Below are 16,233 nucleotides of genomic sequence, written 5' to 3'. Positions count from 1 at the left end.
TACCTATTTACACGTAACCTTACTATACGTTTGTTGCTATTTTAGAATTAGATGCTTTTAATAAGCGATTTTTCAAGTCGAAAATCCCTAGAATCTGGTCGTTCCCTTTAGTAGCCAAAATATTATTACCAGACAATTCTACTTTATACCCTTTTTGATTTAAATAAGAGAACAAAGCATGTTTATGACTAAATTTCATTCTGGTGGTAACCTTTGCAAAATGTGAACAAATAAGAGCAGGTTCTGTAATTTCTTTCGCGTCTACTAACTCAGATGTTAGCAATACATAAACTTTTATTCCTTTAAAATTTAAAGGAGCATAACAACTCGATACAACGACACCATTAGCTACAAAAGAAAAATAATGCCCTGGATCATTTTCTGTTTCAATCTTTGGCATTGTTAAATCTTCAATACCATATTTTTCGCCTATTTTTTTTAAAGCTAAAGAAGCTTCTAAAAATTGCTCTGGAATTCCGCTTTGTTTATTTGCCCATGCCCAAAGCCATGATTGTTCTTTTTCAGAATATGTTCCTAGCACCTGCATTCTAAAAACATGCTCACCATATGTTACCGTTCCTTCTAACATATCACAAGACCAACCTAAATCTTCAACAACTTCTTGAAAATGGTCTTGACGTTCAAAAGTTAATGCTACCGACTGGTTATGTAATTGTGATAAATTTACTTTGGGTTGTTCATTTTTAGCCCCCTCTTTTATTTGTTCTTCTTCCCTTTTATTAACTAAATCTGTACCTGGATATTCAAATGAAATATTATTAATTTCAGATCGAAAAAAAATGTTTTCAATCCTTTCTTTGAATATTATTGGCATTGATACTTTCTCTAATCTATTACTTTCAGAAAATGCTTGTGGTCCAATAGAATCTACACTTTCTGGAATACTCAAAAATGCTAAGTTATTCCCTGTAAAAGCAGATTCTCCTATTTTTTTAAGGTTTAATGGTAATTTTACTTCTGTAATACCACTATTAGAAAAACAGTAGTTTGGTATTTCTATCATACTTTCCGAAAGAGTCAATGTCGAAATAGTATTTCTAGAAAAGGCACCGTCTCCAATTACAACAAGACTATCAGGTAAAGTAAGCGTTTGTAGTTCGTTTCCATAAAAAGCATCTTCACCAACTTCAATTAAACCTTCTGGTAAATTAATATGAGTAAGTTTATTACCATCTAATGCTTGCTTTCCTATACTTAACAATGTTTTAGGAAGTACTACTTTCTCTAAATTCATTTCTTGAAATGAATACGGAGCTAATTTTGTTACCTTCTTATTATTAATCAGTTCAGGAATTACAATTGTTGTTTGTCCATCATTGTACTTAGTAATTGTTATTGCCCCATTAACTTCTTCAAATGAAAAAGCATTTTTATTTTTATTAAAATCAACAGAGATGTCATTTAGGTTTTCATCTGCTTCTGAAAAACGCTCTAAATTATCCTCTAATAATGTAATAATGCGTTTAGTTCTACTTTCTATCGCATCAGCATTAATAACCGGGCTATGATCTATTTTTAAAACCCCTTCTTCGAAACTAATCGCATTCTCTGGGTTACTTTCATTTTTACTGTTTTCAATAACAATTTTTCTTAATCCTTTTCTTAATAATTCTCCCCCTAGTTCGTCTATATTAATAGCTTTTAGCCCGTCTATTAATGGCTGAAAGTAAACTTTAACAAAAGTATCGTTGTATAAATGTGAAAAACGATCTTCTTGTAAAGTATTCCATGCGATAGAAATTAGTACATCAAAATTTGCTGCTTTAAAAATCTGCTCTTCAATTTTTGGGTATAACTCATTTTGAAATGCTTTAATAATTCTTTTTTCTCTTAGTCCCATAGTAATATTATGTATGTTTTCTTATAATTTTCTTAATCCTTATTCAAATATAAAGTCTAATGATTAGCTCCCTTTTATTGCTTTTATATACGCGGTAATTCATTTTATAAGCGTATCTCACAAAACTGATTCAATTTTCTCTACTAGAATATTTTCTAATTTTTCTGGTAATGCTTTTTTAGTGTCAATAGAAATCTCTAAAACATTATCTACCTTCTTTACTTTAAAATTTGCTGCTTGAACAATAGTTATACTTGTTATAGTTTTCCATATATCTAATGCCATTGAGTCATTACACACCAATGTTACTGCTTGTAAAAGAGAGTTTACTATATCTTTACAATTCAACCGAACGTTTAACTCTTGTAATGCAACTTTATCTATACTTAGATTAATTGGTACATTTAATATTTCTTGTTGTTTATTAACCCATCTTTTTAACTCTAAACCACTTATTGTTTCATTAGAATTAATGGGTCTGCTCACACTACCGTCAGACAATGCTACAGCTATTTGTTTCGGATATTTAATACCTAATAAACAAACCTCTTGAACATTAAAAAAGAAAACTTCATTGTTTTGAGTTCTTAAACATACCGCTATTTGATATTCTTCTTTTAATACATCAACAATAAAACCCTCTAAATATGTTCCGTTTTTAAGCGTTAAAGTAATTGCTACTTCTTCTTTCTCTTTAAAAATAAGATCTATTATTGCAGCAGGTGACTTTGCCTTAAACTTATTTATATATGATGTATCCATTCTTTTTTATTTAATTATTGAGCGTAAATAAAACTTGACTAGTTTTATAATTTTAAAGAGACAGGTATTGCTCTTATTTAGAAAAAAACAAGGTGGAAGAAAGTGTTAAAATGAAATAGCCATAAAACGATTAATTAACAAACCTCTTTAATATTTTTTGAAGTTAAATAAGCTCTAGAATTTCCTTCTTTATAATAAGGCCTATGTAATTTTTTCAATTTAGGATCCCATTCAAATACTATTGAAACTGTTTTTATTTCTACCAATCTTAACGCTACTAGAAACAGGTTGAAATTTACATTCGTTGTATTAAAATTACGTTTGAACACAACAATTTCGTATTTTCCTTTATGATGTAACTCTAAATACTCCACTAAACTTTTTTTAGCAACTTTAGTTGCTATACCACATGAATAAAACGTACTGATAACTAGTAAAAATACTCCTAGGTATAGCCCTTTTAACATATCTTATTTTTTTTTTAAATCCTCCTTTTTTAAATTAAAAAAGGAGGATTTATTTTTATAAATTATTTTCTAATAAGCTAGTAAGTACCTTAGTTCTTGAACTTACATCATCCGCATTTAAAATCGGACTATGGTTTATTTGTAAAACTCCTTCTGAAAAAGTATATGCGTTTGTTGGGTTGTGATGATTGTCATTATTAACAATTACTACTTTTTTTAAGCTTTCTTTCAAAGCTTCTTTACCCATATCATCTGCCGTTATAGCTGAAAAGCTTTCAATTAATGGCTGAAAGTAAATTTTAGGATAGCTATCGCTATATAAATGTAAAAAACGATCTTCAAATAAAGTTTCCCACGCTGTTTCTAAAGTTATATCAAAACCAGCTGCTACATTAATTTGCTCTTTTAAAGCTGGGTATTGCTCTTCTTGAAACGTTTTTGTAAATCTCTTTTCTTTAAGTCCCATTTTAATTGTTTTAAGGTTATTTTTTATTTATACCTCAAAACTATATCGAAAAAATAGCTTTTAAAAAACGGTTTTATAATCGTTACTTCTTGTTTTGTATTTGCTGAAATTGACTTAGAAACTGCTTTAAATAACTCTTTTTTCTAGATGCCAATGGTATCTTCTCTCCTCCTGTTAACACAACTGTATTTGTTGTTACCGAAGCTATGTATTTTATATTTATTAAATGAGATTGATGTATTCTAACAAAAGTATGTTCGCTTAAAATATTTTCGTAATATTTTAAATTTCTTGCACTCATTATTTTTTTTCTTTTAGTGTGAAAGGTAGTATAGCTCCCATCTGATTGACAGCGTATAATTTCATCTACTTGCAAAAAATGTTGTTCATCCGTTGTTTTTATTAGCAGTGTTTTTTGCGCTTCTTTTTTATCTAATTCAACAACCTTGTCTACAATCTTTAAATAATGTTGTTCTTTTTCATAACCAACTCTAAAACGTTCTATGCATTTACTTAACTCATCTGAATCTATTGGTTTTAATAAATAATCAACAGTATCAAACTTTATAGCTTTTATAGCAAACTCATCAAAAGCAGTTGTAAATATTATTTTAAAATTAATAGTTTCTAGGGCTTCTAATATTTGAAAAGCAGAACCTCCTATTAATTCTATATCCATAAAAACCAAATCTGGTGTATTGTTTTTTAAGAATACAATAGCATCATTTACATTATCTATTGTTGCTATAACTTCAATATCTTTTTGGGTATATTGAATTAGTTTGGTTAACGTGTTTAAGGCATTAAACTCATCTTCTATTAATACTGTCTTTATCATTTATACGGTAAGTTTAAAAAACACTTTTGTTCCTATTGATTTTTTTTCATCATTATATAAATCTTCAATCTTAAAAGACTTTTCCTCTCCTTTGCCTCTTGTTTTTAATCGTTCTATAAAAACAGCTGTTGCATGCAATTTTTCTGATACTTTAACATCTTTTTGTTTTATAGTTCTTCCAACTCCATTATCCAGAATTTCAAAATATAAACCCTCTTTTTCTTTATCAATTTTTAAAGCTAAAACACCGTCTGTTTTTTTGCCTTTAAGACCATACTCAATCGCATTTTCTACAAAAGGTTGCAAAAGCATTGGAGGCATTTTAAGTTCTTTCATATTACAATTCTCTGATATATCTATTGTATACTTAAATGCATTATTAAAACGTAGTTGTTGTGTTTCAATATAATTAGAAATCATTTTTATTTCTTCTTCTAATGATATTTCTTCTTTTCTGACATAATCGAAATTCTGACGAATTAATTTAGAGAATTTAGCTATATAATTCGAAGATTTTAAAAAATCCCCTTCTAAAATGATGTTTTGAATTGCTGCCAGAGTATTAAATATAAAGTGAGGGTTCATTTGTACTCTTAACAAACGTTGCTCTAATTTCGATGCTTTATTTAAAGCTCTTAGTTTATTATTGTAATTAAAAAAAACAGCTATAATAAGTAGTAATACTAACGAAACAATAACACTTACACCTAAAAGCATGTTTTGCTTACTTGTTTCTTTTTGATGTTTTAAAGCGATCTCCTTTTCTTTTACTTTATAATTTACATTCGCAAAATGAAGTAGTTTTTCTTTCTCACTTTTATTCAATTGAATTTTAACACTATCACGTATCGTTTGATGAAATAAAGCTTCTTCAAAGTTTTTTTCTAAAAGAGCAACAGCAATTAATTTATCTCTAATATCTGTTTCTTCTTCTATGTTACCTTTATCTTTATAAATATTTAACGCCTTCTTATAATTTACTTTAGCAGAATCTAACCTATTCGTTACTAAAAACAAAGCTCCTAAACCTTTATAAGGTGCTGCATTTATAGCTTTAATATTTTTATTTAAAGTAATAGCTCCTCTTAAAAATTTTTCTGATTGTTTAAACTCCCTCGCTTCTAAATAAGTAAATCCTATATTATTTAAAACCCGTACAATAGTTTTAGGATCCTTAATTTTCTCACTTAATTTTAAAGCTTCTGAAAATTTTTGCAATGCTTTATTATATTCTTTTAACTGTAAGTGTATCGTTGCTATGTTTCCTTTTACAGCAATAATAGATGTAATGTCTTCAGAATTTAAAAATAGTTTTTCTGATTGATTTATATATGCTAATGCCTTTTTGTAATCTTTTAGTCTAAAATGTAATTGAAATAATTGATTGTTTGCTTTTGCCTGTAGTCTATTATTATTTATAAGTTCACCAATATGCAAAGCCTCGATAGCGTATTTTTGTGCTTTTTCAAATTCTCTTAATTTAATACAGGTATTACTTAACGTTATTAAACTTCTTCCTTTATTATAGTTGTCGTTAAATTTAGAAAATAGCGTGTATGTTTTTAAATGAATATTTTTTGCTTTTATAAACTCATCATTCAAATAATACACTTCCCCTTTTTCAAATAAAAGTAGCGCTTCTTCCGCAGTATTTAAGTCAGTAACATTTAACAGTAAACTATCAATTTTTCTTATTGTTTTTTCAGGTTGCTTTTGAGAGTATTCTTGTAATGATAACAATTGCTTTTCTAATACTGGTCTAATACTATTAGACCTAGAACATCTTATTACAAACACACAAAAAACAAACACAAAAACAACTTGTAAAAAACGCCTAAAAGTGGAATACATAAAAGGTTATTCTATTTTTTTATAACAGCTAAAATAACCATAATAATGGCAGATTTTAAAAAATACCACTTACTTTTATTCAAATATAAAATAGGCAATAGCACTTATAAAATCATTCTCTTAGTAAGAGAAAAACGCTATAATTTCATACTATGAAGTAAAAAAAATAACACTTTATTAGCATCAGAAGTACAAATAGAAAACATATCTTATTAACAATGGATAAAGAACACTTAATAAAACAGCAAGAAAAACGTTACAACAACTTAAATTTTGCAGTAGCTATAAAAAAAGATAACAACGGCATCATTCAAAATTTTATTGATAGCGAAGAAGAAGCTCGTTTACATGATTTTCAGGGACAATTTTACCCTTCGTTTCATTATGAAATTAACAGAGTAATGAAAACGAAGATGACAAAAATATCTCAAAAAAATATTTACCTCGCCTATTATTATAGAATAAAATTAGGTATTTGGGATGTACCTAGCAAACTAAATTTCCCTTTATTTTTGGCTGCTGTAGAAAAAAACATATTAGACAATGACATGGATAAAACCTATGTTAGCGCTTCTAAAATGTTTTTACTTTTCGACTTTAAAAACAATAGTGATTTACCTAAAATAGCAACTCTCTCTTATAAGGATTATATAGCATCAATTAAATTCTTAAATTTAAGTAATAGTTATTCATGCTACCCGAATCTACGTAAAAAAAGAATTCGTTTTACTCCTTTTTTATCAAACAAACTGCTTTTAACTCGTATTAAAAATGGTTTAGATTTTTATTTAGATAGTAATTTTGAAACTGCGGCTTCACTTGTTCTTTTGTTATTAGACGCTGATGAAACTTCTAAAAAAGCATTACTAAATTTACATAAAAAAGAACTAAAAAACACACAAGTTTGGTTATTAGGGAGTTTTTATAAAGATTTTCAATCTGAGGAGATAAATAAACCCGTTTTAATTGATTTGTATAACAAGTTTCCGAAAGAGTGGATAGATGAGTATCAAAAAACGAATTACGATTAATTTAAAGAAAACTCGTATAATTTTCCGCCTAACGATTTTGTTTTTTCATCGGCAATATAAAGTGTTGTATCGTCTATAAAACTAATACTTTCTTTCTGAGAAACATGCCCTAAAGGAAATTCTTTTACATCACCAGATAAAAAATCATCATCAACAAAATTGGTAAATATAAATACAGATTGATGATTTAACAAAGCTACTTTTTTTTCGTTAGGAGAAATTGATGCTCCTGTTATCGAACATTTTAAATCAGTGCAATTTTCGAAAGTTGAAATGCGTTTTGCTTCATAACTTCCTTTTACTGCTGGAATTTTATACAAAATCGTTTTACCGTATTTACCTTTAACCCTACTCTTTGTAAAAATATATAAAAAACCGCTTTTATACACCAAGCTTTCGGCATCAAAAAAACGATCTTTCTTTTTCGGCGGAAATTTAATTTGATTCGGATATGAAAACTTAATTTTTTCAACCTCAACTTTATCTTTTATTAATAAATCTTGGTGCTTAATTTTAAGTATTCTTAAATTTTTTCGCTTATTATTATTGTTTCCAAAATCGGCTATATATAAGTTTCCTTCTTCATCTGATGTAATATCTTCCCAATCATTATTTTTAGCTTTTACAATAATCTCTCTAATTATTTTACCTTGGTTATCTACTCCATAAATAATTGGCTTATTACCACTATCATTCAACATCCAAAGCAAATCAGCGTTTTTTACTTTTTCAATTCCAGAAACTTCATGTAAAGAATTTGGCAAATTGGCTAGCACTTTTAATTGCCCAAAATTTTGACAACTAACAAAGCATAATAAAGAAAGATAAATGAGACTTTTTTTTACCATCTATATTTAATTTTACCAACTACCACCGGCACCACCACCGCTAAATCCGCCGCCGCCAAATCCACCACCGAATCCGCCGCCAAATCCTCCAGACGAGCCACCGAAACCACCACCGCTTCCAAATCCGCCACGACCTGAATTGCTTAAAATTATGGTTTCTAAAATATCTCTTGATGTTGAACGCTTGTAATTTCGTTTTCCTCCTCCTCTATTTCCTTTGTTTCCTCTGGAAATAACGATAAAAAAGATGATGACAATAATTATAAAAAAGATAAAACTTGGGTCAAAACCTTTCGTCTTTTTTTTACGTTCACCTTTATACTCACCATTTAAAACTTTAAAAATAGCATTCGAACCTGCGTCTAATCCAGCGTAGAAATCACCTCTTTTAAATTGCGGAATAATATAATTTCTGGTGATTTCACCTACAATTCCAGCTGTTAATTTATGTTCTACTCCGTATCCAGGAGAAATCCATATTTTTCGATCGTTCTTTGCTAAAAGTATAAAAACACCGTTATCTTCCTTTGCCTGACCAATTCCCCATTTATGTGCCCATCTGGGAGTTAAAATTCCGATACTTTCTCCGTTGGTTGTATCGATAATTCCTACCACAATTTGCGTAGAAGTAGTATCAGAATATTTAATTAATTTATTTTCTAAACTTGCTTTTTGGGTATCAGAAAGTAAACCAACGTAATCATAAACACTAGTTTGTTTTTTTGGTTTTTCAGGAATTTTATATCCTTGAGAAAATGTTGTTTGAATAAATAATAATCCAATTACAAAAAATAAAATGTGTGCTGATTTTTTCAAGATTATTTATCCTTTAGATATTTCGTTAGACAATTCATCTACATCATTAGTTTGCCAAGGAAAATGAGTTTTTAATTCTTCTCCTGCTTTTAAAATTCCTCCAACAATACCTTTTTTAAAAGCGCCTTTTTTAAAATGATTTTGCATTACATCTTTTGTAGTATCCCAAAAATTAGTTGGTACAACTTTATTAATACCTTCATCTCCGTAAATTACAAACTGATGATCTTCAACAGCAACATATATTAAAACAGCGTTCTTTTGTTTGGTTTCAAACATTTTTAGAGAATGAAATACCTCTAAAGTACGATTAAAAGCATCCTCATTATTTGAGGATGCTTCTATATGTACTCGTATTTCGCCAGAAGTATTTAACTCAGCTGTTCTAATAGCTGCAACAATTTCTTGCTCTTCTTTTTGGGTAAGAAAATCTTCTACTTTAGACATTGTTATTTTTTAGTACCAAAATCAAAGTTAACATCTGGTGCTTTTTCGGCTCCTGCTTCTGCTTCAAAATAAGGTTTTCCTTCAAAACCAAACCATCCTGCTAAGATTGAGTTCGGAAATACTTTTACGTGATTATTATAAGGTTTTATAGCCTCGTTATAACGAGTTCTAACTGTAAGAATCTGATTTTCTGTACTTGCTAATTCGTCTTGTAATTTTAAGAAATTCTGATTCGTTTTTAAATCAGGATAACGCTCTACTGTTACCAGTAAACTTTTTAAAGCACCACTTAAACCTCCTTGAACTTTATTAAATTCGGCTAATTGTTGTGGTGTTATTTTTGAAGGGTCAATATTCATTGAGGTTGCTTTGGCTCTTGCATTAATAACTTCAGTAAGTGTTGATTTTTCAAAATCAGCAGCTCCTTGTACGGTTTTTACTAAGTTACCTATTAAATCACTTCTTCGTTGGTAAGCTGTTTCTACATTACCCCAAGCTTCTGCAATATTTTCATTTAATCTTACTGCTGTATTATTAAATCCAACTACCCATTTAAAGATTGCAAATACAATGATTCCAACAATAACTAAAGGCACTAACCATTTTTTCATAATTTCTGTTTTTTTATAATTGATTTTTGATTTTTTGTAATTCGGCTTTTACTTTTTCTAATCTACTAATAACTTCATGTTTATTAATAACATCTTCAGGATTTCTTTTTAATTTTTGTTTTGCCCCTTCTAAAGTAAACCCTCTTTCTTTTACTAAGTTAAAAATTAATTTAAAATTATCAACATCTTCTTTAGTAAATAAACGATTTCCTTTGGCATTTTTTTTTGGTTTAATTACCTCAAACTCTTGTTCCCAAAAACGAATTAAAGATACATTTACGCCAAATGCTTTAGATACTTCACCTATTTTATAATATCTCTTTTCAGGTAATTCTACATACATCTTAACAAATTCAAATTAATCGTATGATTGTCCTTTTTGTTGTGACGCTTTTTGCATCGCTATAAACTCTTCTGGAGTTAAATCGCCGTAATAATAATAAATAGGATTTACAGGCCTTCCGTTTTTATGCACTTCATAATGTAAATGCGCAGCTGCTGAACGTCCAGTATTACCTACGTAACCAATAATATCACCACGTTTAACTTTTTGCCCTTTTGTTACTGCCATTTTACTCATGTGTGCGTAAATAGTTTGATACCCGTAACCATGCTCTATGTATACTACTTTTCCAAAAGTTGCGCTTCGATGTGCTTTTTTTATGACGCCATTTCCTGAAGCAAAAATCGGAGTTCCTTTTGGTGCGGTAAAATCCATTCCGTTATGCATTTTCCACGATTTTAAAATCGGATGTAATCGCATACCATAACCAGAAGCCATTCTTTTTAAATCTTCATTTTTAACAGGCTGAATTGCAGGTATTGAAGCCAACATTTTTTCCTTTTCTTTTGCTAAAGAAACAATTTCATCTAATGATTTTGATTGCACCACCATTTGTTTTGATAAAATTTCAATATCTCTGGTTACCTTAGTAATCATTGCGCTATTCTTAAATCCCTCTAAATGCTTATACCTATTTACTCCTCCAAAACCTGCTTTACGTTGCTCGTCAGGTATTGGGCTTGCCTCAAAATAAGTTCTATATATATTGTCGTCTCTTTCTTGTAATTCAGCTAACCTTTCAGATAACACGCCTAATTCTTTAGACATTAACTCTGTATGCAACTTAAAGTTTTCTAATTCTCTTTTTTGCGCTCGCTCATTCGGCGACATTAAAAATTGGCTAAACCCAATAAATCCAAAAAAGGCTATTAACAAAGTTCCAGCAATTCCTAAGAAAGACTTTTTAAATGTTTCGCTTTTTTTTGACTCTATTTTTCGATACGACAACGTCTCGGGATCGTAATAATATTTTACTTTCGCCATAATGCTAAATGTACTATTTTTGTGCTCGTTAAACAAGCAACTTTATTTAAGGGGTTATGTTTGGAAACACACAAATTTACAAAATGTTTTAAAACTACTTTTCTTTAGTTGTTTTTTAATGATTATTTAACAAAATTTCGAGCTCAAATCGTATGAAATCTCAAGAAATAAGATCAAAATTTTTAGAATTTTATAAATCTAAAAACCATAATATAGTTCCGTCTGCACCAATGGTATTAAAAAATGACCCTACTTTAATGTTTGTTAATGCAGGGATGGTACCTTTTAAAGAATATTTTTTAGGACAAAAAAAAGTTGTAAGTAGTAGGGTTGCCGATTCTCAAAAATGCTTGCGTGTTTCTGGAAAACATAATGATTTAGAAGAGGTTGGTAAAGATACGTATCATCATACATTATTTGAAATGCTTGGAAATTGGTCTTTTGGTGATTATTTTAAAAAAGAAGCCATTGCTTGGGCTTGGGAGTTACTTACTGAAGTATATAAAATAGATAAAGACATTTTATATGTTACTATTTTTGAAGGCGACGAAAAAGAAGGATTAAAAAAAGATACTGAAGCTTATGATATTTGGAAACAATACATCGCTGAAGATCGTATCTTATTAGGTAATAAAAAAGATAATTTCTGGGAGATGGGAGCGCAAGGACCTTGTGGACCTTGTTCAGAAATTCATATAGATATCCGCTCTGCGGAAGAAAAAGCAAAAGTATCGGGTGCATCACTGGTTAATTTAGATCACCCACATGTTGTTGAAGTATGGAACTTAGTTTTTATGCAGTACAACCGTAAAGCAAACGGAAGTTTAGAAAACTTACCATCAACACATATTGATACCGGTATGGGATTTGAACGTTTATGTATGGCATTGCAAGGTGTGCAATCTAATTACGATACGGATGTATTTACACCGATTATTAGAGAAATCGAAACCATTACAGGTGTAAAATATGAAGATACTACCGTTTCTGGAGACGAAACTGACATTGCAATTCGTGTTATTGCCGATCATGTTCGTGCTGTAGCATTTTCTATTGCCGATGGTCAGTTACCAAGTAATACTGGGGCTGGTTATGTTATTAGAAGAATATTAAGAAGAGCTATTCGTTATGGTTTTACTTTTTTAAACCAAAAAGAGCCTTTTATCTACAAATTAGTAGAAACGTTAAGTGCACAAATGGGAGATGCTTTCCCTGAAATAAAAGCACAGGAACAGTTAGCGCATAATGTTATTAAAGAAGAAGAGCATTCTTTCTTAAAAACATTAGAACAAGGTTTGCTTTTATTAGATACGATAACTGCTAATGCTGCTGATAAATTAATTTCTGGAAAAAAGGTATTTGAACTAAAAGATACTTATGGTTTTCCTGAAGATTTAACGGCTTTAGTTTTATCTGAAAAAGGATTTAGCTACAATGAAGAAGAATATAAAACAGCTTTAAAAGAGCAACAAGATAGAGGAAGAGCTGCAACTGCGATTGAAACTGACGATTGGAATGTTTTAATAGAAGATGATGAGGAAGAGTTTATAGGTTACGACACTTTAACTGCCGATGTTAAGTTAACACGTTACAGAAAAGTAACTACAAAAAAAGATGGCGAGCAATACCAATTGGTATTTAATATGACACCTTTTTATCCTGAAGGTGGAGGGCAAGTTGGTGATGTAGGTTACATAGAAACAGCTAACGGTGATGTTATATATGTAGTTAACACTAAAAAGGAAAACAACCTTATTATTCACTACACTAAAAACTTACCTAGTAATTTATCTGAAAAATTTAAAGCTGTTGTAAACAAAGAAGCTAGAAATTTATCTGCTAGTAATCATACTGCAACGCATTTATTACATCAAGCATTACGTACTATTTTAGGAACACATGTTGAACAAAAAGGATCATTAGTAAGTCCAAAACACTTACGTTTTGATTTTTCTCATTTTTCTAAAGTAGATGCTAATCAATTACAAGAAATAGAAAACTTTGTAAATGCTCGTATTCGTGAAAATCTTTCTTTAGTTGAAAGAAGAAACATACCAATGCAACAAGCTATTGACGAAGGTGCTATTGCTTTATTTGGAGAAAAATACGGAGATTCTGTAAGAGCTATTAAGTTTGGGCAATCTATGGAGTTATGTGGAGGTACTCACGTAGCACAAACTGGTGATATTTGGTATTTTAAAATTAAATCTGAAGGAGCTGTTGCTTCTGGAATCAGAAGAATTGAAGCGATTACAAATGTTGCTGTTGGAAATTATTTTGAGGATGTTGAACGTAACTTTTCTGCGGTAAAACAATTATTAAAAAATCCTAAAGATGTTGCCAAATCTGTAAATAGTTTACAAGATGAAAATGCAGCTTTAAAAAAGCAAGTAGAGCAATTATTAAAAGAAAAAGCTCAAAACTTATCTGGTGAATTAAGAAATCAATTACAAGAAGTAAATGGAGTACAGTTTTTAGCAACTAAAGTAGATTTAGATGCTAACGGAATTAAAAACTTAGCTTTTGCTTTAGGTAAAGAGTTTCAAAACTTATTTTTATTCTTTGCTTCATCAGAAAAAGCTGACAAAGCAATGTTAACATGTTATATTTCTAAAGAATTAGCTGCAGAACGTGGTTATGATGCTGGAAAAGTAGTTAGAGAACTAGGAAAACTGATTCACGGTGGTGGTGGTGGACAAAATTTCTTTGCTACTGCTGGTGGTAAAAACCCAGGCGGAATTCCGAAAGCTTTAGAAAAAGCGAAAGACTATATTGTTTAATCATAATACAAACAATACTTTATAGCAGCTAAAAAATTATAAATAAGTTTAGCCCCGATTGAAGCGTTTGTTTGAGCTCTTTTTTGATTTTTCTTCAAAAAAAGCGAGTGCGTAAAGCGGGAAATTGCTTCAAATAAAAATAATATTAAAAAGGTTCAAAGATTTAATTCTTTGAACCTTTTTATTTTCCACTTAAGCCTGTTTAAATTTGATTTAAAAAATGTTTTGTAGCTAAAAAAAAGAATCGTCAAACTGAATTTATTTCTGTTTCACCCCCTAATTTGCTTTAGTTATTATCTTTATGCGATGCTGAATTAAATTCAGCATGACGAGAACTTAGTCTATATTTAATATTAAATAGGCTCTTAATTTAATGCTTTTTTATAAGTTGCAATCGCTCTTTCTCTTGCTAGTTTATGTTCAACCATTGGTTGTGGGTATGTTAGTTCATCAAAATCTTCAACCCATTTTCTAATATATTGTAAATCTTTATCAAACTTTTTTAACTGTGCTTCTGGATTAAAAACTCTAAAATACGGTGCCGCATCGCAGCCTGTACCTGCTGCCCACTGCCAATTTCCATTATTTGCAGATAGCTCATAGTCTAATAACTTCTCAGCAAAATATGCTTCTCCCCAACGCCAATCAATTAACAAATGTTTACACAAAAAACCTGCTGTAATCATTCGTACACGATTGTGCATATAGCCTGTTTTATTTAGTTGTCGCATACCTGCATCAACCATTGGATATCCTGTTTCTCCTTTGCACCATTTCTTAAACTCTTCTTCATTATTTCTCCAAGGAACAGCATCATATTTTTGACGAAAATTATTAGTTACCACTTTTGGAAAATGAAATAGAATTTGCATGAAGAACTCTCTCCAAATCAACTCACTTAAAAAAGTAGCATTAGTGTTTAAAGCAAAACGCACCATTTTACGTACACTTACCAAACCAAAACGAAAATACGGTGATAAGTAAGATGTTTTATCTTGCGATGGAAAATCTCTTACAGTATCATACTCATCTAAATTTGATAAATTATATGGTTTTACTTTGATAGAACTTTCTTGAAAACCGATTGTTTCTAAACTTGGAAAATCGGCATTGAATTGATGAAAATTATGAAACTCAATTTTATATTCTTCTGTGTCTTTTTCTTCTGAAAAATGCTGCAACCATTTGTTTTTATAAGGAGTAAAAACAGTGTAAGGCAAACCATCATTTTTTACAATTTCAGTTTCTTCAAAAATTACTTGGTCTTTAAAAGTTTTAAACTGAATATTTTTAGACGCTAAAACCTCATCAACTTTCGCATCTCTTTTTATAGCATAAGGTTCGTAATCTTTATTTGTATAAACAGCTTCAATTTGGTAAACATTAGATAACTTTTTCCAAACCTCAATAGGACTTCCTTTTTCAATTAATAACGAAGATTTTTGTAATTTTAATTTTTCATCAATCGTATTTAAAGCTCTGTAAATAAATGAGATTCGTGCATCATCTTTAGGCAGTTTATCTAAAATTTCTTCATCAAAAATAAATACAGGAATTACTTTACTTCCAGCTTTTAAAGCTTCTGATAAACCTTTGTTGTCTTCTAATCGTAAATCTCTACGAAACCAAAAAAAAGATATTTTACTTTCCATTAAATAGTTTTTCTAAAGTTACAAAACGATGCTCAAAAATCCCTTTTAATTGTTTTTTTATAAATATTGCTTGCGCTATATGTCCTAAAAAACCAAACGGAATTTTATATGAAATTTTATCTTCCATTAAGGTTTTTCCGTTTGGCAATTCTTTAAACCAATGTTCATGATGCCACATTTTGTATGGTCCAAAACGTTGCTCATCTATAAAAAATTCTTTGTCTTTTACTTGAGTGATTTCTGTTACCCAACTCAATTTAATTCCTGGTAAAATTCCAACTTTATAAGTGATTATTTGGCCAGCATATGCTTTTTTATCAACTTTGGTTGTTATTTTAAACCCCATGTGAGGTGGCGTTATTTTTTCTAAATTTTCTGGCGAACTAAAAAAGCCCCATGCCTTTTCTAAAGAAACATCTATAGTTTGTTTGGCTGTTAGTGTATAAATACCAGAGTGTTTTTTAAAATGAATCATT

At 29.8% G+C, this 16,233-nt stretch carries 16 protein-coding genes; 2 read left to right on the top strand and 14 right to left on the bottom strand.

The features are described from left to right. Positions 1 to 22 precede the first annotated feature (22 nt). The 6 genes from BA195_RS04540 to BA195_RS04515 form a co-directional block, all read right to left on the bottom strand. Positions 23 to 1,861: a leucine-rich repeat domain-containing protein gene (locus BA195_RS04540; RefSeq protein ID WP_068702862.1), complete on the bottom strand. Its 1,839-nt coding sequence runs from the start codon at positions 1,859 to 1,861 to the stop codon at positions 23 to 25. A 117-nt stretch (positions 1,862 to 1,978) separates the two neighbouring features. Continuing rightward, entirely contained in the window at positions 1,979 to 2,623 is a 645-nt protein-coding gene (locus tag BA195_RS04535; protein ID WP_068702861.1) for a hypothetical protein, read from the bottom strand. Between the two features lie 134 nt (positions 2,624 to 2,757). Further along, positions 2,758 to 3,090 (bottom strand): hypothetical protein, encoded by a 333-nt coding sequence (locus BA195_RS04530; protein ID WP_068702860.1) that lies wholly within the window; start codon positions 3,088 to 3,090, stop codon positions 2,758 to 2,760. Positions 3,091 to 3,145: 55 nt separating this feature from the next. Continuing rightward, positions 3,146 to 3,556, bottom strand: a complete 411-nt coding sequence (locus tag BA195_RS04525; protein WP_028890295.1) for a hypothetical protein — start codon at positions 3,554 to 3,556, stop codon at positions 3,146 to 3,148. Positions 3,557 to 3,638: 82 nt separating this feature from the next. After that, the gene (locus BA195_RS04520) at positions 3,639 to 4,394 is read right to left on the bottom strand and encodes a LytR/AlgR family response regulator transcription factor (protein ID WP_068702859.1); all 756 of its coding nucleotides are present in this window, start codon (positions 4,392 to 4,394) and stop codon (positions 3,639 to 3,641) included. After that, a complete protein-coding gene (locus BA195_RS04515; protein ID WP_068702853.1) occupies positions 4,395 to 6,245 on the bottom strand; it encodes a tetratricopeptide repeat-containing sensor histidine kinase in 1,851 nt (616 codons plus the stop codon). It lies immediately after the preceding gene. Positions 6,246 to 6,463: 218 nt separating this feature from the next. Here BA195_RS04515 and BA195_RS04510 point away from each other — a divergent pair, with 218 nt between their 5' ends. Then, positions 6,464 to 7,276 (top strand): hypothetical protein, encoded by an 813-nt coding sequence (locus BA195_RS04510; RefSeq protein ID WP_068702852.1) that lies wholly within the window; start codon positions 6,464 to 6,466, stop codon positions 7,274 to 7,276. Here the strand turns inward: BA195_RS04510 and BA195_RS04505 are convergent. The 6 genes from BA195_RS04505 to BA195_RS04480 all read right to left on the bottom strand — a co-directional run bounded on the left by BA195_RS04505 (position 7,273) and on the right by BA195_RS04480 (position 11,325). Beyond that, positions 7,273 to 8,040: a hypothetical protein gene (locus tag BA195_RS04505; RefSeq protein ID WP_245662316.1), complete on the bottom strand. Its 768-nt coding sequence runs from the start codon at positions 8,038 to 8,040 to the stop codon at positions 7,273 to 7,275. The two genes, BA195_RS04510 and BA195_RS04505, sit on opposite strands and share 4 nt — an antisense overlap. A 96-nt stretch (positions 8,041 to 8,136) precedes the next feature. Continuing rightward, the gene (locus BA195_RS04500; RefSeq protein ID WP_068702849.1) at positions 8,137 to 8,940 is read right to left on the bottom strand and encodes a TPM domain-containing protein; all 804 of its coding nucleotides are present in this window, start codon (positions 8,938 to 8,940) and stop codon (positions 8,137 to 8,139) included. A gap of 6 nt (positions 8,941 to 8,946) precedes the next feature. Beyond that, positions 8,947 to 9,387, bottom strand: coding sequence for a TPM domain-containing protein (locus BA195_RS04495; protein ID WP_068702847.1), 441 nt, complete (start codon positions 9,385 to 9,387; stop codon positions 8,947 to 8,949). A 2-nt stretch (positions 9,388 to 9,389) separates the two neighbouring features. Further along, positions 9,390 to 9,998: a LemA family protein gene (locus BA195_RS04490; protein WP_068702845.1), complete on the bottom strand. Its 609-nt coding sequence runs from the start codon at positions 9,996 to 9,998 to the stop codon at positions 9,390 to 9,392. A 13-nt stretch (positions 9,999 to 10,011) separates the two neighbouring features. Continuing rightward, the gene (locus BA195_RS04485) at positions 10,012 to 10,341 is read right to left on the bottom strand and encodes a MerR family transcriptional regulator (RefSeq protein WP_068702843.1); all 330 of its coding nucleotides are present in this window, start codon (positions 10,339 to 10,341) and stop codon (positions 10,012 to 10,014) included. A 15-nt stretch (positions 10,342 to 10,356) separates the two neighbouring features. Then, positions 10,357 to 11,325, bottom strand: coding sequence for a M23 family metallopeptidase (locus tag BA195_RS04480; RefSeq protein ID WP_068702841.1), 969 nt, complete (start codon positions 11,323 to 11,325; stop codon positions 10,357 to 10,359). 152 nt (positions 11,326 to 11,477) lie between these two features. Here BA195_RS04480 and alaS point away from each other — a divergent pair, with 152 nt between their 5' ends. Further along, entirely contained in the window at positions 11,478 to 14,105 is a 2,628-nt protein-coding gene (gene alaS / locus BA195_RS04475; protein ID WP_068702839.1) for an alanine--tRNA ligase, read from the top strand. Positions 14,106 to 14,470: 365 nt separating this feature from the next. On the opposite strand, the gene BA195_RS04470 is transcribed toward alaS, so the two are convergent. Then, positions 14,471 to 15,757: a cryptochrome/photolyase family protein gene (locus BA195_RS04470; protein ID WP_068702835.1), complete on the bottom strand. Its 1,287-nt coding sequence runs from the start codon at positions 15,755 to 15,757 to the stop codon at positions 14,471 to 14,473. Then, positions 15,747 to 16,232: an SRPBCC family protein gene (locus BA195_RS04465; RefSeq protein ID WP_068702833.1), complete on the bottom strand. Its 486-nt coding sequence runs from the start codon at positions 16,230 to 16,232 to the stop codon at positions 15,747 to 15,749. The genes BA195_RS04470 and BA195_RS04465 overlap by 11 nt, the downstream gene beginning before the upstream one ends. Position 16,233: the final 1 nt, after the last annotated feature.

The sequence above is a fragment of the Tenacibaculum soleae genome (genome assembly GCF_001693415.1).
Taxonomy (GTDB): Bacteria; Bacteroidota; Bacteroidia; order Flavobacteriales; family Flavobacteriaceae; genus Polaribacter; species Polaribacter soleae.
The sequence above is the reverse complement of the archived record's forward strand: the minus strand, read 5'-3'. Positions and strand labels throughout refer to the sequence as shown.

What these genes read in the sequence shown, in the direction of transcription:
- BA195_RS04540 (WP_068702862.1), bottom strand. Translation starts at nt 1,861, where the DNA reads ATGGGACTAAGAGAAAAAAGAATTATTAAAGCATTTCAAAATGAGTTA.
- BA195_RS04535 (WP_068702861.1), bottom strand. Translation starts at nt 2,623, where the DNA reads ATGGATACATCATATATAAATAAGTTTAAGGCAAAGTCACCTGCTGCA.
- BA195_RS04530 (WP_068702860.1), bottom strand. Translation starts at nt 3,090, where the DNA reads ATGTTAAAAGGGCTATACCTAGGAGTATTTTTACTAGTTATCAGTACG.
- BA195_RS04525 (WP_028890295.1), bottom strand. Translation starts at nt 3,556, where the DNA reads ATGGGACTTAAAGAAAAGAGATTTACAAAAACGTTTCAAGAAGAGCAA.
- BA195_RS04520 (WP_068702859.1), bottom strand. Translation starts at nt 4,394, where the DNA reads ATGATAAAGACAGTATTAATAGAAGATGAGTTTAATGCCTTAAACACG.
- BA195_RS04515 (WP_068702853.1), bottom strand. Translation starts at nt 6,245, where the DNA reads ATGTATTCCACTTTTAGGCGTTTTTTACAAGTTGTTTTTGTGTTTGTT.
- BA195_RS04510 (WP_068702852.1), top strand. Translation starts at nt 6,464, where the DNA reads ATGGATAAAGAACACTTAATAAAACAGCAAGAAAAACGTTACAACAAC.
- BA195_RS04495 (WP_068702847.1), bottom strand. Translation starts at nt 9,387, where the DNA reads ATGTCTAAAGTAGAAGATTTTCTTACCCAAAAAGAAGAGCAAGAAATT.
- BA195_RS04490 (WP_068702845.1), bottom strand. Translation starts at nt 9,998, where the DNA reads ATGAAAAAATGGTTAGTGCCTTTAGTTATTGTTGGAATCATTGTATTT.
- BA195_RS04485 (WP_068702843.1), bottom strand. Translation starts at nt 10,341, where the DNA reads ATGTATGTAGAATTACCTGAAAAGAGATATTATAAAATAGGTGAAGTA.
- BA195_RS04480 (WP_068702841.1), bottom strand. Translation starts at nt 11,325, where the DNA reads ATGGCGAAAGTAAAATATTATTACGATCCCGAGACGTTGTCGTATCGA.
- alaS (WP_068702839.1), top strand. Translation starts at nt 11,478, where the DNA reads ATGAAATCTCAAGAAATAAGATCAAAATTTTTAGAATTTTATAAATCT.
- BA195_RS04470 (WP_068702835.1), bottom strand. Translation starts at nt 15,757, where the DNA reads ATGGAAAGTAAAATATCTTTTTTTTGGTTTCGTAGAGATTTACGATTA.
- BA195_RS04465 (WP_068702833.1), bottom strand. Translation starts at nt 16,232, where the DNA reads ATGATTCATTTTAAAAAACACTCTGGTATTTATACACTAACAGCCAAA.